The organism is Leekyejoonella antrihumi (assembly GCF_007845645.1).
Taxonomy (GTDB): Bacteria; Actinomycetota; Actinomycetes; order Actinomycetales; family Dermatophilaceae; genus Leekyejoonella; species Leekyejoonella antrihumi.
The window spans coordinates 106546-127576 of record NZ_VCQV01000006.1; the positions used below are offsets into that span (position 1 = coordinate 106546).

At 66.5% G+C, this 21031-nt stretch carries 33 protein-coding genes; 32 read left to right on the forward strand and 1 reads right to left on the reverse strand.

The window, feature by feature from the left end:
- Window positions 1–2 precede the first annotated feature (2 nt).
- From rplD to rplQ, 32 genes are all read left to right on the forward strand, one after another.
- Window positions 3–890 carry a 50S ribosomal protein L4, sunset domain variant gene (gene rplD / locus FGL98_RS06350; protein ID WP_222432037.1) on the forward strand — a complete coding sequence of 296 codons (888 nt, stop codon included), beginning with the start codon at window positions 3–5 and terminating at the stop codon, window positions 888–890.
- Window positions 891–895: 5 nt separating this feature from the next.
- A complete protein-coding gene (gene rplW / locus FGL98_RS06355; RefSeq protein WP_186526019.1) occupies window positions 896–1198 on the forward strand; it encodes a 50S ribosomal protein L23 in 303 nt (100 codons plus the stop codon).
- Window positions 1199–1228: 30 nt separating this feature from the next.
- On the forward strand, window positions 1229–2065 hold the full coding sequence (gene rplB, locus FGL98_RS06360) for a 50S ribosomal protein L2 (protein WP_146315889.1): 837 nt from the start codon (window positions 1229–1231) through the stop codon (window positions 2063–2065).
- A gap of 3 nt (window positions 2066–2068) precedes the next feature.
- On the forward strand, window positions 2069–2350 hold the full coding sequence (gene rpsS / locus FGL98_RS06365; protein WP_146315890.1) for a 30S ribosomal protein S19: 282 nt from the start codon (window positions 2069–2071) through the stop codon (window positions 2348–2350).
- A 49-nt stretch (window positions 2351–2399) separates the two neighbouring features.
- A complete protein-coding gene (gene rplV, locus FGL98_RS06370; protein ID WP_146315891.1) occupies window positions 2400–2768 on the forward strand; it encodes a 50S ribosomal protein L22 in 369 nt (122 codons plus the stop codon).
- Window positions 2768–3625: a 30S ribosomal protein S3 gene (gene rpsC / locus FGL98_RS06375; RefSeq protein WP_146315892.1), complete on the forward strand. Its 858-nt coding sequence runs from the start codon at window positions 2768–2770 to the stop codon at window positions 3623–3625. Before rplV ends, rpsC begins: the two co-directional genes overlap by 1 nt.
- Window positions 3625–4044 (forward strand): 50S ribosomal protein L16, encoded by a 420-nt coding sequence (rplP, locus tag FGL98_RS06380; RefSeq protein WP_146315893.1) that lies wholly within the window; start codon window positions 3625–3627, stop codon window positions 4042–4044. The genes rpsC and rplP overlap by 1 nt, the downstream gene beginning before the upstream one ends.
- Window positions 4044–4295, forward strand: coding sequence for a 50S ribosomal protein L29 (rpmC, locus tag FGL98_RS06385; protein ID WP_281289155.1), 252 nt, complete (start codon window positions 4044–4046; stop codon window positions 4293–4295). The genes rplP and rpmC overlap by 1 nt, the downstream gene beginning before the upstream one ends.
- 2 nt (window positions 4296–4297) lie before the next feature.
- A complete protein-coding gene (gene rpsQ, locus FGL98_RS06390) occupies window positions 4298–4594 on the forward strand; it encodes a 30S ribosomal protein S17 (RefSeq protein ID WP_146315894.1) in 297 nt (98 codons plus the stop codon).
- 165 nt (window positions 4595–4759) lie between these two features.
- Window positions 4760–5128, forward strand: coding sequence for a 50S ribosomal protein L14 (rplN, locus tag FGL98_RS06395; RefSeq protein ID WP_146315895.1), 369 nt, complete (start codon window positions 4760–4762; stop codon window positions 5126–5128).
- A gap of 3 nt (window positions 5129–5131) precedes the next feature.
- A complete protein-coding gene (gene rplX / locus FGL98_RS06400) occupies window positions 5132–5503 on the forward strand; it encodes a 50S ribosomal protein L24 (RefSeq protein ID WP_146315896.1) in 372 nt (123 codons plus the stop codon).
- Window positions 5503–6069: a 50S ribosomal protein L5 gene (rplE, locus tag FGL98_RS06405; RefSeq protein ID WP_146315897.1), complete on the forward strand. Its 567-nt coding sequence runs from the start codon at window positions 5503–5505 to the stop codon at window positions 6067–6069. Before rplX ends, rplE begins: the two co-directional genes overlap by 1 nt.
- 2 nt (window positions 6070–6071) lie before the next feature.
- A complete protein-coding gene (locus FGL98_RS06410; protein WP_146315898.1) occupies window positions 6072–6257 on the forward strand; it encodes a type Z 30S ribosomal protein S14 in 186 nt (61 codons plus the stop codon).
- Window positions 6258–6411: 154 nt separating this feature from the next.
- Entirely contained in the window at window positions 6412–6810 is a 399-nt protein-coding gene (rpsH, locus tag FGL98_RS06415) for a 30S ribosomal protein S8 (RefSeq protein ID WP_146315899.1), read from the forward strand.
- A 25-nt stretch (window positions 6811–6835) separates the two neighbouring features.
- Entirely contained in the window at window positions 6836–7375 is a 540-nt protein-coding gene (gene rplF, locus FGL98_RS06420; RefSeq protein WP_146315900.1) for a 50S ribosomal protein L6, read from the forward strand.
- A 3-nt stretch (window positions 7376–7378) separates the two neighbouring features.
- Complete coding sequence (rplR, locus tag FGL98_RS06425) at window positions 7379–7753, forward strand: 50S ribosomal protein L18 (RefSeq protein ID WP_146315901.1); 375 nt, start codon at window positions 7379–7381, stop codon at window positions 7751–7753.
- A 46-nt stretch (window positions 7754–7799) separates the two neighbouring features.
- The gene (gene rpsE / locus FGL98_RS06430; protein ID WP_146315902.1) at window positions 7800–8465 is read left to right on the forward strand and encodes a 30S ribosomal protein S5; all 666 of its coding nucleotides are present in this window, start codon (window positions 7800–7802) and stop codon (window positions 8463–8465) included.
- Window positions 8462–8644 (forward strand): 50S ribosomal protein L30, encoded by a 183-nt coding sequence (gene rpmD / locus FGL98_RS06435; RefSeq protein WP_146315903.1) that lies wholly within the window; start codon window positions 8462–8464, stop codon window positions 8642–8644. Before rpsE ends, rpmD begins: the two co-directional genes overlap by 4 nt.
- Window positions 8644–9102 carry a 50S ribosomal protein L15 gene (gene rplO, locus FGL98_RS06440; RefSeq protein ID WP_146315904.1) on the forward strand — a complete coding sequence of 153 codons (459 nt, stop codon included), beginning with the start codon at window positions 8644–8646 and terminating at the stop codon, window positions 9100–9102. The genes rpmD and rplO overlap by 1 nt, the downstream gene beginning before the upstream one ends.
- Before the next feature lie 205 nt (window positions 9103–9307).
- Window positions 9308–10633 (forward strand): preprotein translocase subunit SecY, encoded by a 1326-nt coding sequence (gene secY / locus FGL98_RS06445; RefSeq protein ID WP_146315905.1) that lies wholly within the window; start codon window positions 9308–9310, stop codon window positions 10631–10633.
- 100 nt (window positions 10634–10733) lie between these two features.
- On the forward strand, window positions 10734–11318 hold the full coding sequence (locus tag FGL98_RS06450; protein WP_146315906.1) for an adenylate kinase: 585 nt from the start codon (window positions 10734–10736) through the stop codon (window positions 11316–11318).
- 8 nt (window positions 11319–11326) lie between these two features.
- The gene (map, locus tag FGL98_RS06455) at window positions 11327–12196 is read left to right on the forward strand and encodes a type I methionyl aminopeptidase (RefSeq protein ID WP_146315907.1); all 870 of its coding nucleotides are present in this window, start codon (window positions 11327–11329) and stop codon (window positions 12194–12196) included.
- Window positions 12197–12317: 121 nt separating this feature from the next.
- On the forward strand, window positions 12318–12626 hold the full coding sequence (locus FGL98_RS06460) for a FeoA family protein (protein WP_146315908.1): 309 nt from the start codon (window positions 12318–12320) through the stop codon (window positions 12624–12626).
- Window positions 12623–14563, forward strand: a complete 1941-nt coding sequence (gene feoB, locus FGL98_RS06465; RefSeq protein WP_146315909.1) for a ferrous iron transporter B — start codon at window positions 12623–12625, stop codon at window positions 14561–14563. The genes FGL98_RS06460 and feoB overlap by 4 nt, the downstream gene beginning before the upstream one ends.
- Entirely contained in the window at window positions 14560–15153 is a 594-nt protein-coding gene (locus tag FGL98_RS06470; protein WP_146315910.1) for a NifU family protein, read from the forward strand. The genes feoB and FGL98_RS06470 overlap by 4 nt, the downstream gene beginning before the upstream one ends.
- 245 nt (window positions 15154–15398) lie before the next feature.
- Window positions 15399–15620 carry a translation initiation factor IF-1 gene (gene infA / locus FGL98_RS06475; RefSeq protein ID WP_146315911.1) on the forward strand — a complete coding sequence of 74 codons (222 nt, stop codon included), beginning with the start codon at window positions 15399–15401 and terminating at the stop codon, window positions 15618–15620.
- A gap of 65 nt (window positions 15621–15685) precedes the next feature.
- Window positions 15686–15799 (forward strand): 50S ribosomal protein L36, encoded by a 114-nt coding sequence (rpmJ, locus tag FGL98_RS06480; RefSeq protein WP_019286332.1) that lies wholly within the window; start codon window positions 15686–15688, stop codon window positions 15797–15799.
- 190 nt (window positions 15800–15989) lie between these two features.
- A complete protein-coding gene (gene rpsM / locus FGL98_RS06485) occupies window positions 15990–16364 on the forward strand; it encodes a 30S ribosomal protein S13 (RefSeq protein WP_146315912.1) in 375 nt (124 codons plus the stop codon).
- 95 nt (window positions 16365–16459) lie between these two features.
- On the forward strand, window positions 16460–16864 hold the full coding sequence (rpsK, locus tag FGL98_RS06490; RefSeq protein ID WP_146315913.1) for a 30S ribosomal protein S11: 405 nt from the start codon (window positions 16460–16462) through the stop codon (window positions 16862–16864).
- A gap of 34 nt (window positions 16865–16898) precedes the next feature.
- Window positions 16899–17507 carry a 30S ribosomal protein S4 gene (gene rpsD / locus FGL98_RS06495; RefSeq protein WP_146315914.1) on the forward strand — a complete coding sequence of 203 codons (609 nt, stop codon included), beginning with the start codon at window positions 16899–16901 and terminating at the stop codon, window positions 17505–17507.
- 300 nt (window positions 17508–17807) lie between these two features.
- The gene (locus tag FGL98_RS06500) at window positions 17808–18830 is read left to right on the forward strand and encodes a DNA-directed RNA polymerase subunit alpha (protein WP_146315915.1); all 1023 of its coding nucleotides are present in this window, start codon (window positions 17808–17810) and stop codon (window positions 18828–18830) included.
- Window positions 18831–18889: 59 nt separating this feature from the next.
- The gene (rplQ, locus tag FGL98_RS06505) at window positions 18890–19618 is read left to right on the forward strand and encodes a 50S ribosomal protein L17, sunset domain variant (protein ID WP_146315916.1); all 729 of its coding nucleotides are present in this window, start codon (window positions 18890–18892) and stop codon (window positions 19616–19618) included.
- A 164-nt stretch (window positions 19619–19782) separates the two neighbouring features.
- Here the strand turns inward: rplQ and FGL98_RS06510 are convergent, their stop codons facing one another.
- Complete coding sequence (locus FGL98_RS06510) at window positions 19783–20976, reverse strand: MFS transporter (RefSeq protein ID WP_246136402.1); 1194 nt, start codon at window positions 20974–20976, stop codon at window positions 19783–19785.
- Window positions 20977–21031: the final 55 nt, after the last annotated feature.

Sequence of the window (21031 nt, forward strand, 5' to 3'; positions counted from 1 at the left end):
ACATGACGACTGTTGACATCTTGAGCCCGTCCGGGTCGAAGGAGGGGACCGTTGAGCTCCCCGCCGAGATCTTCGACGTGCCGACCAATGTGCCGCTGATCCACCAGGTTGTGGTGGCCCAGCTCGCAGCGGCCCGTCAGGGCACGCACTCGACCAAGACTCGCGGCGAGGTTCGCGGCGGTGGCCGAAAGCCGTTCCGGCAGAAGGGCACCGGCCGCGCCCGCCAGGGTTCGACCCGCGCACCTCAGTACAACGGTGGTGGCATCGTGCACGGCCCCGTGCCGCGCGACTACAGCCAGCGCACGCCCAAGAAGATGAAGGCGGCCGCCCTGCGCGGTGCCCTCTCGGATCGGGCCCGCCACGGCCGCATTCACGTGCTGACCGGTGTCGTCGAAGGCGAGAAGCCGTCCACGCGCTCGGCTTCCGGCGTGCTGAGCGGCCTCACCGAGCGCCGCAACCTGCTGGTTGTGCTGGAACGGGACGACAACGTCTCGGCGTTGAGTGTGCGCAACCTCTCGGACGTCCACGTTCTCGAGGCAGGCCAGCTCAACACCTACGACGTGCTGTGCGCCGATGACGTGGTCTTCACGCAGGCCGCGCTGGAGCGATTCCTCAGCACGGTGAACAAGCCCGGCCAGAAGGCCGCTGCAGGCGTAGCGACCGACGGCGCCGACTCCGCCGAGCCGCTGGCCGACGGCAGCTCGCCGGACGCCGCAACGTTCACCGTCAAGGGCAACAAGGACTCGATGAAGTACCACGTGCCCGGTTCGCGTTGGTTCGACGCGACTGTCGCCGAGGTCTGGTTCACGACGGCACAGGCCGCCGAGACGGCCGGCTTCGCGCCGGCCGGTGGCGCCGCCGCACAGCAGGTCAAGGAGGACGACAAGTGAGCAGCATCCAGAGCACCTCGGTGAAGGACCCGCGCGACATTTTGATCGCGCCGGTCGTCTCCGAGAAGTCCTACGGTCTGCTCGACGAGGGGAAGTACACCTTCATCGTCGACCCGCGGGCCAACAAGACCGAGATCAAGATCGCTGTGGAAAAGATCTTCGACGTCAAGGTCGAGTCGGTCCACACGATGAACCGCAAGGGCAAGACACGTCGCACCCGCTTCGGCATGGGTAAGCGCAAGGACACCAAGCGCGCGATCGTCTCCCTCAAGGAAGGCTCGATCGACATCTTCGGCACGGTGGGCTGAAGGTCGGGCGACAGGACTTAAGGACAGACAATGGGTATCCGCAAATACAAGCCGACGACGCCTGGTCGCCGCGGCTCGAGCGTGGCCGACTTCGTCGAGATCACACGCTCGACGCCGGAGAAGTCGCTGGTGCGTCCGATCAACAAGACCGGCGGTCGCAACGCCTCCGGTCGGATCACGACGCGGCACATCGGTGGTGGCCACAAGCGCGCCTACCGGGTGATCGACTTCCGTCGTGCCGACAAGGACGGGGTCAACGCCAAGGTCGCACACATCGAGTACGACCCGAACCGCACCGCGCGCATTGCGCTGCTGCACTACGCCGACGGCGAGAAGCGCTACATCATCGCGCCGACCAAGCTGCAGCAGGGCGACACGATCGAGAACGGTTCGTCCGCCGACATCAAGCCCGGCAACAACCTGCCGCTGCGCAACATCCCGACCGGTACGGTCATCCACTGCATCGAGCTGCGGCCCGGTGGCGGTGCGAAGATCGCCCGCTCGGCCGGTGCGCGCGTGCAGTTGGTTGCCAAGGACGGCCCCTACGCCCAGCTGCGTATGCCGTCCGGCGAGATCCGCAACGTCGACGCGCGCTGCCGCGCGACCGTCGGCGAAGTGGGTAACGCCGAGCAGAGCAACATCAACTGGGGTAAGGCCGGCCGCATGCGGTGGAAGGGCAAGCGCCCGACCGTCCGTGGTGTCGTGATGAACCCGGTTGACCACCCGCACGGTGGTGGCGAGGGCAAGACCTCTGGTGGTCGACACCCGGTCAGCCCGTGGGGTCAGCCCGAGGGCCGCACCCGTCGCCCGAACAAGCAGAGCGACAAGCTCATCGTGCGTCGCCGGCGTACTGGAAAGAAGCGGTAGAACATGCCACGTAGCCTGAAAAAGGGTCCCTTCGTCGACGATCACCTGGTCAAGAAGGTTGACGCCCAGAACGAAGCCGGCACCAAGAACGTCATCAAGACCTGGTCCCGCCGGTCGATGATCACTCCGGACATGCTTGGCCACACGCTGGCCGTGCACGACGGCCGCAAGCACGTTCCGGTCTTCGTGACCGAGTCGATGGTCGGCCACAAGCTCGGTGAGTTCGCACCGACCCGGACCTTCAAGGGTCACGAGAAGGACGACCGGAAGGGCCGCCGCCGCTGACGCGGGGGAGTGAGGACTCATGGCAAAAGAGACAGTTGAAGGGACAGCGATGGAAGCCAAGGCGCAGGCGCGGTATGTCCGCGTGACGCCGCAGAAGGCTCGCCGTGTCGTGGACTTGATCCGCGGCAAGCAGGCCGCCGAGGCGATCTCCCTGCTCACGTTCGCGCCGCAGAGTGCGAGCGAGCCGGTGCTGAAGGTGCTGAACAGCGCCATTGCCAACGCTCGTGTGCGGGCCGACAAGCTGGGCGTGGCGTTCGACGAGCGCACGCTGCGGATCAACGAGGCCTTCGTCGACGAAGGCCCGACAATGAAGCGTTTCCGCCCACGGGCGCAGGGCCGTGCGAGCCAGATTCTGAAGCGCACGAGCCACATCACCGTTCATGTGACACAGCCGGAGCGAAAGGACGGTGGCCGCTGATGGGTCAGAAGGTCAACCCGAATGGTTTCCGTCTCGGCATCACGACCGAGCACAAGAGTCGCTGGTTCGCTGACAGCAGCAAGCCCGGTCAGCGATACCGCGACTACGTCAAGGAAGACGTTGCGATCCGCAAGCTCATGTCCACGGGCATGGAGCGCGCCGGCATCAGCCGTGTCGAGATCGAGCGGACCCGGGATCGGGTGCGGGTGGACATCCACACCGCACGTCCGGGAATCGTCATCGGTCGCCGTGGCGCCGAGGCCGACCGGCTGCGCGGAGAACTCGAGAAGCTCACTGCCAAGCAGGTGCAGCTGAACATCCTCGAGGTCAAGAACCCCGAGGCGGACGCTCAGTTGGTTGCGCAGGGCATTGCCGAGCAGCTCTCCGCTCGAGTGTCCTACCGGCGCGCGATGCGCAAGGGTATGCAGTCTGCGAACCGAGCCGGTGCCAAGGGTATTCGGGTCATGGTGTCCGGTCGTCTGGGCGGCGCCGAGATGAGCCGCACCGACTTCTATCGCGAGGGTCGGGTGCCGCTGCACACGCTGCGCGCCAACATCGACTACGGCTTCTACGAGGCTCGCACGACCTTCGGCCGCATCGGCGTAAAGGTCTGGATCTACAAGGGCGACCTGACGGCGAAGGAGCTTGCCCGCGAGCAGGCTGCTGCACCGTCGCGCCCCGCGCGAGGCCGTCGTGACGAGCGCGGTGGTGGCCGAGGTGGCGACCGTGGGGCCCCCCGTGGCCGTCGTGACGCCGCCCCGCGCGATGCCGAGAGCACCGCCGCTCCGGCAACCGCGGCGCCCGCTGAGCAAGCACCGGCCGCGGCCGAGAGCAGCGCGCAGGGAGGTAACGCCTGATGTTGATTCCTCGTCGCGTCAAGCACCGCAAGCAGCACCACCCGAAGCGCGGTGGTATGTCCAAGGGCGGCAACACGGTGGCGTTCGGTGACTTCGGCATCCAGGCTCTGGAGCCGGCCTACGTCACGAACCGCCAGATCGAGGCCGCTCGTATCGCGATGACCCGCTACATGAAGCGTGGCGGGAAGGTCTGGATCAACATCTACCCGGACCGCCCGCTGACCAAGAAGCCGGCAGAGACCCGGATGGGCTCCGGTAAGGGCTCACCCGAGTGGTGGATCGCCAACGTCAAGCCCGGCCGGGTCATGTTCGAGCTGTCGGGTGTCTCCGAAGAAGTTGCACGCGAGGCCCTGCGCCTGGCGATGCACAAGCTGCCGATGAAGTGCCGCTTCATCGCGCGTGAAGGTGGTGACTTCTGATGGCTACTGGTTCCAAGGACCTGATGCCACAGCAGCTGCGTGAGCTCGACAACGACGCACTCGCGGCCGAGGTGACGAAGGCGAAGCAGGAGCTGTTCAACCTGCGTTTCCAGTCGGCGACCGGCCAGCTCGAGAACAACTCGCGTCTGCGCGCCGTGCGCAAGGACATCGCGCGCCTCTACACGGAGATGCGCGAGCGCGAGCTGGGTATCGGCCGCGCCGGGTCCACCGACGAGAAGAAGGTGGGCTGACCATGAACGACAGCAAGACGGAGCACGCAGTGGACCAGAACGCCATCGACCGCAACCATCGCAAGACGCTGCGCGGCTATGTCGTCAGCGACAAGATGGACAAGACCGTCGTGGTCGAGGTCGAGGACCACGTCAAGCACGCGCTCTACGGCAAGGTCATGCGTCGCACCAGCAAGGTCCAGGCTCATGACGAGGAGAACTCGGCCGGTATCGGCGACCTCGTCCGACTGATGGAGACCCGCCCGCTGTCCGCGCGCAAGCGCTGGCGCCTGGTGGAGATCGTCGAGCGCGCCAAGTAGACCAACCGGTATGAAGTGACTTCCGTCACGAGTACCGCAATTCGACCATCATCCCCTTGGGGTCCCCGCGAAATGCCGAGCGAGGGACGAGCGAGGACCTCGCGGGGTAAGAGTTCCGCAAGGCTTGGGCTCTGGCCTGAGAACCAGTGAGACAGGAGAAGAACTGTGATCCAGCAGGAGTCGCGACTTCGTGTCGCCGACAACACCGGTGCCAAGGAGATCCTTTGCATCCGTGTGCTCGGCGGCTCGGGCCGTCGCTACGCCGGCATCGGTGACACCATTGTGGCGACCGTCAAGGACGCCATTCCGGGTGGCAACGTCAAGAAGGGCGACGTCGTCAAGGCCGTCATCGTCCGCACCCGCAAGGAGAGGCGTCGCGCTGACGGCAGCTACATCCGTTTCGATGAGAACGCGGCCGTGATCCTCAAGAGCGACGGTGACCCACGTGGCACCCGCATCTTCGGCCCGGTGGGCCGTGAGCTGCGCGAGAAGCGCTTCATGAAGATCATCTCGCTTGCTCCGGAGGTGCTCTGACCCATGGCAACGAAGAGTCCGAAGATGAAGATCAAGAAGAACGACCTGGTGCAGGTCATCAGCGGCCGCTCGCAGCAGAACGGCGGCGACAAGGGCAAGCAGGGCAAGGTTATTGCGGTGTTTCCCGAGAACCAGCGGGTGCTGGTCGAGGGCATCAACCGGATCACCAAGCACGTGCGGGCCGGTCAGCCCGGCGGTGGCTCCGGCGGTATCGAGGTCACTGAGGCACCGATCCACGTCAGCAACGTGGCCGTTGTCGATCCGGAGGACGGCAAGCCGACCCGGATCAGGATCCGCACCGAGACCGTCGACCGCGACGGCCGCTCCAAGACCGTCCGGACCCGTGTGTCCGCCCGTTCCGGGAAGGACCTGTGATGACAACGCAGACCACCGCAACCGCACCCCGCCTGAAGTCGCGTTACCAGGAGGAGATCAAGGCTGCTCTGCAGTCCGAGTTCGCCTTCGGCAATGTGATGCAGGTGCCGTCGGTGACCAAGGTCGTCGTGAACATGGGCGTCGGTGATGCGGCGCGTGACTCGAAACTGATCGAGGGCGCGATCCGCGACCTGGCGGCCATCACCGGTCAGAAGCCCGCAACGACCCGGGCCCGCAAGGCCATCGCCCAGTTCAAGCTGCGCGAGGGTATGCCGATCGGTGCGCACACGACGCTGCGCGGCGACCGCATGTGGGAGTTCCTGGACCGCCTGGTGTCCGTGGCGCTGCCGCGGATCCGCGACTTCCGGGGCCTGTCGCCCAAGCAGTTCGATGGGCACGGCAACTACACGTTCGGTCTCACGGAGCAGTCGATGTTCTATGAGATCGATCAGGACAAGATCGACCGCGTCCGCGGTATGGACATCACGGTCGTCACCACCGCGAGCAACGACGACGAGGGCCGCGCACTGCTGCGCCACCTCGGCTTCCCGTTCAAGGAGAACTGACCGTGGCTAAGACCGCACTGATCAACAAGGCCAACCGCAAGCCCAAGTTTGCGGTGCGTGGCTACACGCGCTGCCAGCGCTGTGGCCGCCCGCACTCGGTCTACCGCAAGTTCGGCCTGTGCCGTATCTGCCTGCGGGAGATGGCGCACCGGGGCGAGTTGCCCGGTGTCACCAAGAGCAGCTGGTAGATACCCCACGAAGTTCTCCGCTCGTGGCTCGCTCGAATACTTCGCGAGGGCCCGAGTCGAGGAACTCACCGAATCGAAATCTCACACTAACTACACCGTAGGTCGGTCCACGAGACCGTGAACTGAAACCCCGGTGAGGGAGCAGGCAAGCCCAATGACCATGACCGACCCGATTGCGGACATGCTGACGCGAGTACGGAACGCCAACTCGGCGCACCACGACTCAACGTCAATGCCGTACTCGAAGCTCAAGTCTCATATCGCAGAGATCCTCCAGGCGGAGGGCTACATCGGTGGCTTTCACGTGGAGGAGGCGGAGGTCGGCAAGAAGCTGACCGTCGACCTGAAGTACGGCCCGAACCGGGAGCGCTCCATTGCGGGTGTGCGCCGGATCTCGAAGCCGGGACTGCGGGTCTACGCCAAGTCGACCAACCTGCCCAGGGTGCTCGGTGGCCTTGGCGTGGCAATTTTGTCCACTTCGTCCGGCCTGCTGACTGACCGGCAGGCGGCCGACAAGGGTGTTGGCGGGGAAGTCCTCGCCTTCATCTGGTGACCAGGAACAAGTAAGGAGATCCACGATGTCACGTATCGGACGTCTTCCGGTTCCTGTGCCCAGCGGTGTCGATGTCACGATCGACGGCCAGTCCGTTGCGGTCAAGGGACCGAAGGGTGAGCTGTCGCTGACGGTTCCGTCGCCCATTGCCGTCGCCCGGAGCGAGAATGACACCATTGCGGTGTCTCGCCCCTCCGACGACCGTGAGGCGCGCAGTCGGCACGGCCTGACCCGCACACTCATCAACAACATGGTCATCGGTGTCACCGAGGGCTACACCAAGAAGCTGGAGATCCACGGCACCGGTTACCGCGTGACCGCGAAGGGCTCGGACCTGGAGTTCGCTCTGGGCTATAGCCACTCGATCCTGATCAAGGCGCCCGAAGGCATCTCGTTCGCGGTAGAGAACCCGACCCACTTCTCGGTCTCGGGCATCGACAAGCAGCAGGTCGGAGAGGTCTCGGCCAACATCCGCAAGCTGCGTCGTCCCGACCCGTACAAGGCCAAGGGCGTGCGCTACGAGGGTGAGCACATCCGCCGCAAGGTCGGAAAGGCTGGTAAGTAAGCCATGGCAAAGATCATTAAGCGCGCGAAGGGCAAGTCCGCCGCACGAGGCCGTCGCCACCTGCGCCTGCGTAAGCGGGTGTCGGGCACGACGCAGCGGCCGCGTCTGGTCGTCAACCGTTCGGCCCGCCACGTCTTCGTCCAGGTGATCGATGACACCGTCGGCAAGACGGTGGCCTCGGCCTCCACGATGGAAGCGGACCTGCGGGCCCTGGACGGCGACAAGACGGCGAAGGCCCAGAAGGTCGGCGAGCTCGTCGCTGCTCGCGCAAAGGCGGCCGGCGTGGACACCGTGGTCTTCGACCGCGGTGGCAACCGGTATGCAGGTCGCGTCGCGGCCATCGCCGACGGTGCCCGCGAGGGTGGCCTGACCCTGTGATGACCCCGGTCGAGATGAACATTCCCGAGAAGATGAGGAACCACTGATGCCTGGACCCCAGCGTCGTGGCGCCGCTGGCCAGGCCAGCGGCACCAGCAACGACAACAAGTCGAACGACGGCCGCTCCGGCGGCCGCTCCGGCGGTCGCGGTGGCCGCGACAACCGTCGTGGTGGTGACGACCGCAACCAGTATCTGGAGCGCGTCGTCGCGATCAATCGTGTCTCCAAGGTCGTCCAGGGTGGGCGTCGATTCAGCTTCACGGCGCTCGTGGTCGTCGGCGACGGTGACGGCACCGTCGGCGTCGGGTACGGCAAGGCCAAGGAAGTGCCGTCGGCCATCGCCAAGGGCGTCGAGGAGGCGAAGAAGAACTTCTTCCGCGTTCCGATGATCCAGGGCACCATCCCGCACCCGGTGCAGGGTGAGGCCGCCGCGGGCGTCGTGCTGATGCGTCCGGCAAGCCCCGGTACCGGTGTGATCGCCGGTGGTTCGGTGCGCGCCGTGCTGGAGTGCGCGGGTATCCGCGACATCCTGTCCAAGTCGCTCGGCTCGAGCAACTCGATCAACGTCGTTCACGCGGCGGTCGCGGCCCTCAAGGGCCTCGAGCGTCCCGAGGCCGTGGCAGCACGCCGTGGCCTTCCGCTGGACCGCGTTGCACCGATCCAGATGCAGCGGGCGATGGCCGAGGGCGCAGCCGAGAAGGCAGGTGCGTGATGTCCCTGAAAGTCACGCAGATCCGTTCAGACATCGGTGGCAAGCCGCAGCACCGTGAGACCTTGCGTTCGCTCGGGCTCAAGCGCATCGGCCACACCGTCGTGAAGGAGGACCGCCCGGAGTTCCGGGGTATGGTCCGCGCGGTTGCCCACCTGGTGACCGTTGAGGAGGTTGACTGATGAGCGAGAAGCGGGAGCACGCACTCAAGGTGCACCACCTGCGTCCGGCCCCCGGAGCCAAGACCGCCAAGACCCGTGTGGGTCGCGGCGAGGGCTCCAAGGGTAAGACTGCGGGCCGGGGCACCAAGGGTACGAAGGCGCGTTACCAGGTGCCGGCGAACTTCGAGGGTGGCCAGACACCGCTGCACATGCGGCTGCCGAAGATGCGGGGCTTCAAGAACCCGTTCAAGATCGAGTACCAGGTCGTGAACCTGGACAAGATCTCGGCGCTGTTCCCCGATGGGGGACAGGTGACCGCGTCGGAGCTCGTCGCCAGGGGCGCGGTTCGCAAGGGCCAGCCGGTGAAGGTGCTCGGGACCGGTGAGCTGACCGTGAAGGTCGAGGTGACCGCGGCCAAGTTCTCGGCCACGGCCAAGGAGAAGATCGAGGCTGCGGGCGGTTCCATCACCGTGTTGTGATGGACGCCGACCAGGCTGCTTGACCAAACGCCCCGGGCGAGAGGGACCGACAGGGTCCCACCCGCCCGGGGCTGACGTCATCCAGGTAAAGTTCTGCACGACGCCCCGGTCGGGTCGGCATACGGCTCAGCCCGACCGCTGGTGACCGTGATCCGGTCCGCCAGCACATATTCGCCGCGCGCCCACGTGGCACCAGGAGGAGTAGTTGCTAACCGCCTTCGGTCGCGCTTTCAAGACGCCTGAACTGCGCAACAAGATCCTGTTCACTCTCGGGGTCATGGCCCTGTTCCGTCTTGGCTCCCAGCTGCCCACACCCGGCATCTCCTACTCCCTGGTGCAGCACTGTCAAAAGGGTGCGACCGGGTCGGGCCAGAGCCTGCTCGGGCTGGCGAACCTCTTCTCCGGCGGCGCACTGCTGCAGCTGTCGGTGTTCGCGCTGGGGATCATGCCCTACATCACCTCGAGCATCATCGTGCAGCTGCTCACCGTGGTCATTCCACGGTTCGAGGAGCTGAAGAAGGAGGGACAGTCCGGCCAGACGAAGATGACGCAGTACACGCGTTATCTGACGATCGGCCTGGCGCTCCTGCAGTCCTCGACCTTGGTTGCCGTGGTGCGTGCCCGCCCGTCGACGCTGATCGGTGGCAGCTCGTCGTCCTGCCCGACGGTGATGCCCAACAACGACCTGCTGCACGTCGCGATCATGGTGCTGGTGCTGACGGCGGGCACCGGACTGATCATGTGGCTGGGCGAGCAGGTGACCGAGCACGGTGTCGGCAACGGCATGTCGCTGCTGATCCTTACGGCGATCGCTGCGCGGGTGCCCGGCTCGGTCTGGGCCATCCACGACCGCGGCTGGGGCACCTTCTTGCTGGTGCTGGCCATCGGCCTGGCGATCATCGTTGCGGTGGTCTTCGTCGAGAACTCCTACCGGATGATCCCGGTGCAGTACGCCAAGCGGATGATCGGCCGGCGGATGTACGGCGGTACGTCGACCTACATACCGCTCAAGGTCAACATGGCGAACGTGATCCCGATCATCTTCGCCTCCTCGCTGATCGCACTGCCGATGATGGTGGCGCAGTACATGCAGCCGCAGAACGGGAAGCCGGCCCCGGGATGGGTCATCTGGGTGACGAACAACCTGGCGCAGGGTGACAGCAAGAGCTACATGCTCATCTATACGGTGCTGGTGCTGTTCTTCACGTTCTTCTACGTGCAGATCACCTATCAGCCCGACGAGGTCGCGGACAACCTGAAGCAGGCCGGATCGTTCATCCCCGGAGTGCGGGCGGGCAAGGCCACGGCCCAGTACCTGGCTTACGTCCTGAACCGCATCACCGTGGTCGGCGCGATCTATCTATCGGTGCTGGCACTGATCCCGCTGGTCGCACTCGGTATTGTGGGGGCCAACACCAACTTCCCGTTCGGCGGGGCGTCGATCATTATTCTGGTTGGTGTCGGCCTGGAGACGGTCAAGCAGATCGACTCCAAGCTTCAGCAGCACCACTACGAAGGGTTCCTTCAATGACCCCACGAAGTTCTCGCTCGTCCCTCGCTCGATACTTCGCGGGGCCTCCGGCATTGGCTGCTGGGGTCCGCGTTCTGCCCGACCTTGCAGGAGTTTTCGCATGCGTCTGATCATTCTTGGACCTCCCGGAGCCGGAAAGGGCACGCAGGCGGAGCAGATCGCCGCGTCCCGCTCGATCCCGCACATCTCCACCGGAGACATCTTTCGGGAGAACATCAAGGATGAGACGCCCCTGGGGCTCGAGGTGAAGCACATCCTGGACGCCGGTGGCTACGTCACCGACGACATCACCAACAAGATCGTTGCCGACCGGCTGCACGCGAAGGACTGCGCTGCCGGGTTCCTGCTCGACGGATACCCGCGCACCACGGCGCAGGTGGAGGCGCTGGACTCCGTCCTCGCGGCCGACGGGCACCGGATCGACGCGGTGATCGAGCTGGCGGTCCCCGAGGACGAGCTCGTGCGGCGACTGCTGGCCCGCGCCGAGACCAGTGATCGCAGCGACGACACCGAGCATGTCATCCGAGAGCGTCAGGCGCTCTATCGTCGCGAGACTGCACCCCTCACCGACATCTACGGCTCCCGCGGTGCGGTTCACCAGATCGACGGTCTGGGCACGGTTGAGGAGGTCAGCAAGCGCGTGCTGTCCGCGCTCGACGAGGTGGCTGACGGCGTCGACGCCTGAACCGTCGGATGTTTTCTCGCAAGGAGCGGCTGGAGCTCAAGACCCCCGATCAGATCCTGGCGATGCGCCGTGCGGGACTGGTGGTGGGCCGGTGCCTGCAGGAGGTCCGCGACGGCATCCGGGACGGTATGACGACCGGCCGGCTCGACCGGCTGGGCGAAACCTTCATCCGGGACCAGGGCGCGACCCCCTCGTTCCTCGGGTATTCAGGCTTCCCGGGATCGTTGTGCATCAGCGTGAACGACGAGGTCGTGCGCGGCATACCGGGGGAGCGGGTGCTGCAGGACGGCGACCTCGTGTCGATCGACTGCGGCGCGATCGTGCAGGGCTGGCACGGGGATGCGGCGCTCACGACGGTGGTCGGTGGTGACGGTGCCGCGCGGCCGCAGGACCTGCTGCTGTCCGCGGCGACCCGGGACGCCATGTGGGCGGGCATCGGCGCCTTCCGCCCCGGGACGGGGGTTTATCAGATCGGTGGCGTGATCGAAGACGCCCTGATGGCTGCCGAGCAGGACCTGCGTGAGCGTGGCGGGGCGGGCACCCCGGTGCACTTCGGCATCGTGGACGGCTACACCGGTCACGGCATCGGCGCCGAGATGCACATGGAGCCCACCGTGTTCAATGAGCGGGTGCGCCCCAAGGGTCCGCAGATCAAGGTGGGAGCGACCGTCGCGATCGAGCCCATGGTCACTCTTGGCACCCACGAGACCCATGAGCTGGCTGATGACTGGACGGTCGTCACGGACGACGGTGCCCGGGCGGCGCACTGGGAGCACACCGTGGCGGCCACCGAGCACGGGCTCTGGGTGCTGACCGCAATCGACGGTGGCCGCGAGCGGCTGACCGCTGCCGGCCTACCCTTCGGCCCGCTCGACTGACCTTCGCTGCTCCGTCGAGGACAACCGAGCCGGTCGCCACCTTGAGTTCGATCGGGGTGAGAGGTTAGCCTGTCCTAAAGTTGGTGTAGTGAGGCTTGCCTCAGTCGTTCGGAAGGTGGGTATGTCGATCGGAACCCTGCGCTTGCACGAACGGCACGCGCGCGTGACCCCTGCGGCCCGTCAACCGGGCGCAGAGGGTCGACTGGCCGACCTCCGCAAGGGCATGACCGCCGAGATCGTCGACCTCGATCTCGCGCTCGGCGACAGCACCGCCCGCCGGCTCTTCGACCTGGGCTTTGTGCCCGGTGCCCGGGTGAGTGTGCTGCGAAAGGCGCCCATGGGCGACCCGGTGATCTTGCAGGTGGCCGGCTACGAGGTTGCCCTGCGCAAGGCGCAGACGCAGAGCGTCCGGGTGCGACGCCTCTCGTGAGCGCCCACCGCAGCACAGTTGCCGCGGCGGTCACCGGCCAGGCCCGGCTGGCGCTGGTCGGCAGCCCGAACTCGGGCAAGACCACGTTGTTCAACGCCCTGACCGGGTTGCGCACGAAGACGGGCAACTACCCGGGAGTGACCGTTGCACGGTATGAGGGTGTAGCGCGAGCCGGCGGCCACGACCTGGTCATCGAGGATCTGCCGGGGACCTACAGCCTGGCGCCGATCAGCCCGGACGAGCAGGTCGTCGCCGATGTGCTCGACCCGGACAACGCCAACATCACGACGCCCGATGCCGTCCTGGTGACTCTCGACGCGACGACACTGGGCCGATCGCTGGGTCTGCTGGCCCAGGTGCTGCAGACCGGGCTACCCGTCTGTGTCGTGCTCACCTTCACCGATGAGCTGGCCCGACGCGGCGGCACCCTCGACGTCCCGGCGCTGCAGCGGGCGCTTGGCGTGCCGGTGGTCTCGGTGACCTGCGGGTCTCGCGTCGACCTCGGACAGCTGCAACGGCTGCTGGCCGACTCGGCGGACTGGCAGCGGCCCGTCATCGCGCCCCCGACGGAGCCCACGGCCGCGCACGCCTGGGTCAAGTCGCTGACCCTGCGGGCCTGCTACACGGTGCCCGTGGCCGATCGACGCACGCAGCGCATCGACGCAGTGCTGTTGCATCCCGTCTGGGGGACCCTGGTCTTCTTCGCGACGATGTTCGCGTTCTTCCAGATCATCTTTACGGTCGCCGCCCCGCTCCAGGACGGCGTGCAGAGCGGATTCAGCTGGCTGGGCACACTGGTCGCCGATCATGTCTCCAACCCGTTGCTTGCCGGCTTCCTCGGCAATGCGCTCATCGGTGGGGTGGGCAGCGTGCTCACCTTCGTGCCGCAGATCGCGCTGCTGTTCTTGATGATCTCGCTGCTGGAGGGGACCGGGTACCTCTCCCGGGCGGCATTCTTGATGGACCGGTTGATGGCACAGGTCGGCCTGGAGGGGCGGGCCTTCGTCGCGCTGCTGTCCTCCTTGGCCTGCGCCATCCCGGGAATCATGGCGACGCGCTCACTGCCGTCCGCGAGGGACCGGTTCGCCACAATGATGAGCGCGCCGCTGATGACCTGCTCGGCCCGGTTGACGGTCTACGTGCTGCTGATCGGCATCCTGGTCAACCCCGACGCGAGCGTGGGGCCGTTCGGGGCACAGGGCGTGGTCATGTTCACGCTGTACCTCGTCGGCGCACTCTCGGCGATGGCCACGGCGTGGGTGTTCAAGGCGGTCAGCAGCCGCGGTGGGCCGGCGCTGCCGTTCTACATGGAGATGCCGTCCTACCGCCTGCCCCGTGCGCGGTCGATCGCCCTGTCGGTGTGGGACTCCTGCCGGGGCTTCCTGCGCAAGGTCGGGCGGATCATCCTGGTGGTGACCGTGGTGCTGTGGCTGCTGCTGAACCTGCCCATGCGGGGTGACGCACAGCTGCGCTCGGCCGGCGTCAACCCGGCCGACAAGCCGGCGGCGGCGACGTCCTACGTGCTCGACCACAGCTACGCGGCCAACGTCGGGCACGCCGTCGAACCGGCCTTCGAGCCACTGGGATTCGACTGGCGGATCAACATCGGAGTGCTGGCATCCCTGTCGGCGCGAGAGGTCTTCGTGGCCACGCTCGGGCAGGTGGCCGCAGCCGAGAACCCCGATCAGCCCACGAAGGTTCTGCAGCAGATGACATATACCGACGGGCCGCATCAGGGCAAGAAGCTGTTCACCCCGGCAACCACCGCCGCCCTGCTGGTCTTCTTCCTCTACGCGCTGCAGTGCATGTCGACCATCGGGGTCATGCGCAGGGAGACCGGTGGCTGGCGATGGCCGGCCGTCGCCTTCGGCTACATGTTCGTCCTGGCCTGGACCATGGCACTGCTCACTCACGTCATCGTGGGGGCGCTGACGTGAACCCGGCGCCGGTCCCCATGCACCCGGAGGCCACGCTCGACCCCGCGGTGATGCGCTGGATCATTCCGGCGGGGACGCTGCCGGTCGTGGGCGAGATCGCCGACGTGCCGGCGCCGCTGGGTGACCTGTGGTCCTCGGGCCGGATTGCCTCGATCACGGTGGAGACCCGAGCGGTCCTCATCGGCCTCCCGGGGGAGCGCAGCTGGGCGCTCGAGGGCGCCCAGGTACGGGACGCCCTGGCGAGCGCCCTGCAGGAGCCGCACCGGTGGCAGTCCGTCGAGGTGGTGACCGAGGACGACATGTTGCGCGCCGCGCTCCAAGACGTCCTGAACGGCGGGGCCGGTGACTACATCCGCTCGCACGGGGGCGAGGTGGCCATCGTCGCTGCCCAGGACCGTCGGGCGCGGGTGCGGATGTCCGGTGCCTGCTCACACTGTCCGGCGGCCGGCTTCACCTTGCACTCTCGGCTCGAGTCGGAGCTGCGCGAAAGATTTCCCCAGCTCGTTGAGCTGTGCGCGGAGGAGGACCCGGGCGGGTCCGGGCGCGCCCGCCGGCCCACCTGGCTCGCCTGGCATCGCGCCGGCTCCTGACCTGTCGATCCGGGGCGGTCGGCGCACCCGATTTGGGCGCAATGGTGCGGGGCGGTAGGCTAGTGCTTCGGTTCACGAGCGTCTTGTGACGTCCGAGCATCTACTCCTCGCAGACCGGTCGGACCTCCACTTTATTTTGGGGTGTCCCACTCGGGGTGATGAGTCTGTGCCGGCGCGGGATCTGGCGAACCGAACCCAGGCGAAAGTCAACAGGACTTTGGCTGAATCAGCAGGTTGTGGAGGATATGGCCAAGAAGGACGGTGTCATCGAGATCGAGGGCACGATCGTTGAGGCGCTCCCGAACGCAATGTTTCGGGTGGAGCTGACCAACGGTCACAAGGTGCTCGCGCACATCTCGGGCAAGATGCGGCAGCACTACATCCGAATCCTCCCAGAGGACCGGGTCGTGGTGGAGCTGAGCCCGTATGACCTGACCCGTGGCCGCATCGTTTTCCGCCACCGCTGACGCAAGAGAACACCGCCCATCAGCTCCGCCCAGTGGGTGGGGCCCGACTTCAAGACAGTAGGCAGATGAAGGTCCAGCCGAGCGTCAAGAAGATCTGCGACAAGTGCAAGGTGATCCGCCGTAACGGTCGGGTCATGGTGATCTGCGAGAACGCCCGCCACAAGCAGCGGCAGGGCTGAGCACGCTCCACCAGCACGAATCGCGTCTTCCAACAGGCGCACAGATAGTCATCATCCGCAGCACCCGGCCCCTGGGCGACCAGGACGTCACCTTCGGTTCGAAGGCCGAAGACCCGCAGGAGCCACTCCGGCTCGACACGGGACTGGTGCCTGCACCACACCTTCGAGAAGATTCAGGAGATTCGCCGCTATGGCACGTCTGATCGGTGTCGACCTACCGCGCGAGAAGCGCGTCGAGGTCGCCCTTACGTACATCTTTGGGGTGGGTCGTACCCGCGCCCACGAGACGCTGGCTGCAACCGGCGTCAACCCGGACACCCGTGTCCGTGACCTCAGCGAGGAGGAGCTGGTCCAGCTCCGAGACCACCTGGAGGCCAGTTTCCGCCTCGAGGGTGACCTTCGCCGTGAGGTGGCCGCCGACATTCGCCGCAAGGTGGAGATCGGCTCTTACCAGGGTCTGCGCCACCGCCGAGGACTGCCCGTCCACGGCCAGCGCACCAAGACCAATGCGCGCACCCGCAAGGGCCCGAAGCGCACGGTCGCAGGCCGTAAGAAGGCCAAGTAGTCCGCTGACCAGCAACCGCTGGTCACTCTCGGTGATCCGACGAGCAGGCCGGATTGCACAACCTCATTCGCTGAGTTCAACAAGGAGTTACAGCTATGCCTCCCAAGAGCCGGACGGCTGCGGGCGCCAAGAAGGTGCGTCGCAAGGAGAAGAAGAATATTGCGGCGGGCCACGCCTACATCCGCAGTACGTTCAACAACACCATCGTGTCCATCACCGACCCCAATGGGGCGGTGATCGCGTGGGCCTCGGCCGGCCAGGTCGGCTTCAAGGGCTCGCGCAAGTCCACTCCGTATGCCGCACAGATGGCCGCTGAGGCTGCCGCGCGTCGTGCGATGGAGCACGGTATGCGCAAGGTCGATGTTTTCGTCAAGGGTCCGGGTTCGGGCCGCGAGACCGCCATTCGCTCGCTGGCCGCTGCCGGCCTCGAGGTCGGCGGTATCCAGGACGTCACGCCCCAGCCGCACAACGGTTGCCGTCAGCCCAAGCGCCGCAGCTGACGCCTGACGACTTGCCCTAAGGAGAACAGACACAATGGCCCGTTACACCGGCCCCATCACCAAGAAGTCCCGTCGCCTGAAGACCGACCTGGTCGGCGGCGACAAGAACTTCGAGATGCGCCCCTTCCCGCCCGGCCAGCACGGCCGTGGCCGGATCCAGGAGAAGGAATACCTGTCCCAGCTGCAGGAGAAGCAGAAGGCTCGCTTCACCTACGGCGTCATGGAGAAGCAGTTCAGCCGCTACTACAAGGAGGCCGCCCGCCGGTCCGGTAAGACCGGCGCCGAGCTGCTGACCATCCTCGAGTCGCGTCTGGACAGCGTGGTCTACCGCGCGGGCCTGGCCCGCACCCGCCGCGCCTCGCGCCAGATGGTGACCCACGGTCACTTCGAGGTCAACGGCCAGCGCGTCGACGTGCCGTCCTACCGCGTCTCGCAGTACGACATCATCACGGTCCGCGAGAAGTCCCGCGAGAAGTTCCCCATCCAGCTGGCACGGGAGACCTTCGGCGAGCGTCAGCCCCCGGCCTGGATGCACGTGAGCGACGGCACGCTGCAGATCCTCATCCACCAGCTGCCGACCCGTGAGCAGATCGACACGATCCTCACCGAGCAGCTCATCGTGGAGTACTACTCCAAGAACTGATCCGCTCCTTCGTCGCGGATCGGTTCTTCTCGTCGATGTCTTTTGGGCCGACTCCTCGCGCGTCCCGTGGCGGTGCTCGCAAGTTCGCCTCGCCACGGGCCGCGGTCGTCGTCGGCCCGCCGGTCGGCTTCCAGCCTGGCTGGGGTGGTCTGGGCCCTCACCGGCCCGCACCACACACGCTGGTCGTATCGAGACCTCGTGAGCCGTACCAAAAACTGAAAATCGCCGGACGTCGACAGATGCGGCCGGCTGCTTCGCGAGGCGTCAAATAGCGGACGCCCGTGGGAAGGAAACGTAACCGTGCTTATCGCACAGCGCCCCATTCTCAGCGAGGACGTGGTCTCCGACTACCGCTCGCGGTTCGTCATCGAGCCGCTCGAGCCGGGATTCGGCTACACCCTCGGCAACTCCCTTCGTCGCACCCTGCTGTCGAGTATCCCCGGTGCCTCGGTCACCAGCATCCGGGTCGACGGCGTGCAGCACGAGTTCTCCACGATCCCCGGTGTCAAGGAAGACGTCACCGAGATCATCCTGAACATCAAGCGTCTCGTGGTCTCCTCGGAGCACGACGAGCCGGTCGTGATGTACCTGCGCAAGCAGGGCCCGGGTGCGGTCACCGCAGCCGACATCGCGCCGCCCGCCGGCGTCGAGGTGCACAACTCCGACCTGCAGCTCGCCACTCTCAACGAGAAGGGCAAGATCGAGATGGAGCTGACCGTCGAGCGCGGTCGCGGCTACGTCTCGTCGCAGCAGAACAAGTCCGCGGACAATGAGATCGGCCGGATCCCGGTCGACTCCATCTACAGCCCGGTGCTGACCGTGACCTACAAGGTCGAGGCGACCCGTGTCGAGCAGCGCACCGACTTCGACAAGCTGATCGTCGACGTCGAGACCAAGAGCTCGATGGCCCCGCGGGATGCGATGGCCTCCGCCGGCAAGACCCTGGTGGAGCTGTTCGGCCTGGCCCGTGAGCTCAATGTCGAGGCCGAGGGCATCGACATGGGTCCGTCGCAGGCCGACGCCGCAATGGCCGCCGACATGGCGCTGCCGATCGAGGACCTGGACCTGACCGTCCGCTCATACAACTGCCTCAAGCGCGAGGGCATTCACACCGTGGGTGAGCTCGTCGGGCGCAGTGAGGCCGACCTGCTGGACATCCGCAACTTCGGTGCCAAGTCCATCGATGAGGTCAAGGACAAGCTGGTCGAGATGGGCCTGCAGCTCAAGGACAGCCCACCCGGGTTCGACGCGAGCGCCATCGCCGACCGTTACGACGAGGACGAGGCCGGCGATGCCGGCTTTGCCGAGGACGAGCAGTACTGAGCCGCCTAGGGCAGCGCTCCTGACATTGTCGGGAGCGCTCCCTCGACCAAGGAGAAAGCATGCCTACCCCAACCAAGGGCCCCCGCGTCGGTGGCGGCCCCGCGCACGAGCGGCTCATCCTGGGCAACCTGGCCCGGGCGCTGTTCGAGCACGACCGCATCACGACCACCGAGGCCAAGGCCAAGCGGCTTCGTCCGCTCGCCGAGCGTCTGGTCACCTTCGCCAAGCGTGGCGACCTGCACGCCCGTCGCCGGGTGCTGACGGTCGTTCACGACAAGGGTGTGGTGCACCGGCTGTTCACCGAGATCGCCCCCGACATGCAAGAGCGTGCGGGCGGCTACACCCGCATCACCAAGATTGCGCCGCGCAAGGGTGACAACGCACCCATGGCCGTGATCGAGCTGGTGCGCGAGCCGGTCAACGCGAAGCCGAAGCGTGCCGCCGTCGCCGAGGCGGAGGGCGTCACCAGGCGCGCCGTCAAGGAAGAGACCGCGGCGGCTGCCGAGGCCCCCGAGGCCGCCGACGGCGGGCACGGCGCGGACTCCGCGGCCCCGCTCGAGGGTGGCGCGTCGCCCGATGCGGAAAAGTTCACCGTCAAGGGCAACGCCGACTCGATGAAGTACCACGTGGCAGGGTCGCGCTGGTATGACTCGACCGTCGCCGAGGTCTGGTTCACCACCGCCGAGGCGGCCGCTGCTGCCGGCTTCGAGCCGGCCGGTGGCGAGGCCGCCCAGCAGGTCTCCGAGGACGCCGAGTCCGACGACGAGCAGGGCTCGAACGACGCCTGATCCTGTCGCATCCCGACGAGGGGCCCGGTGCATGTGCGCCGGGCCCCTCGGCATACCCGCCGTGTGGAGTAGGTAACGCTCGAGTGGCGTAGAAATAGGTACTCCACTGGACGGATAGGTACTCCACTCCGCGGGTGTGGGGGGTGCGGTGGGGACCGAGCAGGTCAGCGGGTCCGGCGGTTGCCGAAGTGCTTGGCCAGTGGCAGGATCCCGAGCACGAGGATCATCGGCACCGCAAAGCCGTAGCGCAGCGAGTCGTTGCCGACGGCGCCGGTCATGACCGAACCGAGAATTGCGCCGAGATAGTTGAACTGGTTGAAGCGCGCAATCACCGCGTCGACCTTGGCCCGGACGGCGATGGGGTCGTCGCTGTCCACCGACTCGCGGGCGATCAGCGCCGCCGCCGAGTAGCTGAGGGGCGCGATCACGGCAATGCCCGTGCCGAGGATGAGGAAGCCGACCATGACGAGGGGCCACGCGGGGGCGAAGACCACGGTCGCTAGGCCGACGACGGCGATGAGCGTGCCGCCGCGGAGCAACGGGGCGGCCCCGAAGCGGGCGGTCAGCCCGTCACCGAGGCCGCGCGCGGCAAGGGACGCCAGCAGGTAGGGCAGGGTCGCCACGGCAACGATCGCGTTGGACGCACCGAACGTCTTGTCCAGGTAGGTCGGGCCCCAGGTTGTCGTCGCTGTGTCGACCATGTAGAAGAGCACGATCGCGGCACCGACCAGGAGGATGCGCCGCCACGGGACCGGGGCGCCGTCGTCGCCGATCGGCACGATGACCCCACCGACCTTCAGCAGTGGGGCCCCGAGTATCAGCAGCGGCAGCACGACGAGAATCGTTGCGCTGGCGCCGAGCGACAGGTCCTTGGTCGCCAGCGACACGAGGGTGCCGAGAATTCCGCCGAGGGTCCACGCGCCATGGAAGGTCGGCATGATCGGCCGGCCGTAGTCGTGCTCGAGCGCGACGCCCTGCATGTTCGTGCCGGCGTCGACCATTCCCAGGCCGAGCCCATAGACCGCCATCGCCAGGCCCAGCCCCCACAACGAGCCAGAGAGGCCGAGCACCGGCAGTGCGATGACGATCAGCACGAAGCCGACGCGCAGGCCGAGTGCACTACCACGGCGGGGAGCCAGCCACTCGGCGGACAATGAGCCGACACCGGCACACAGCACGAGCATCAGCATGAGCCCGGAGAAGGCCAGCGGTGACAGACCGAACTTGTCCTGGATGGCCGGCAGCTTCGTGGTCAGCGCGATGAACACCATGCCCTGGACCAGGAATGCTCCGGCGATCGCCGCACGGGAGCGGCGTGCCTCTGGTGCGGGGGCGGCCAGGTGGGTGGTGCGGATCACTCCGGCATCCTGGCACGTCCGCAGCCGGCATGGGGACCAATTGGACGACCGTCCT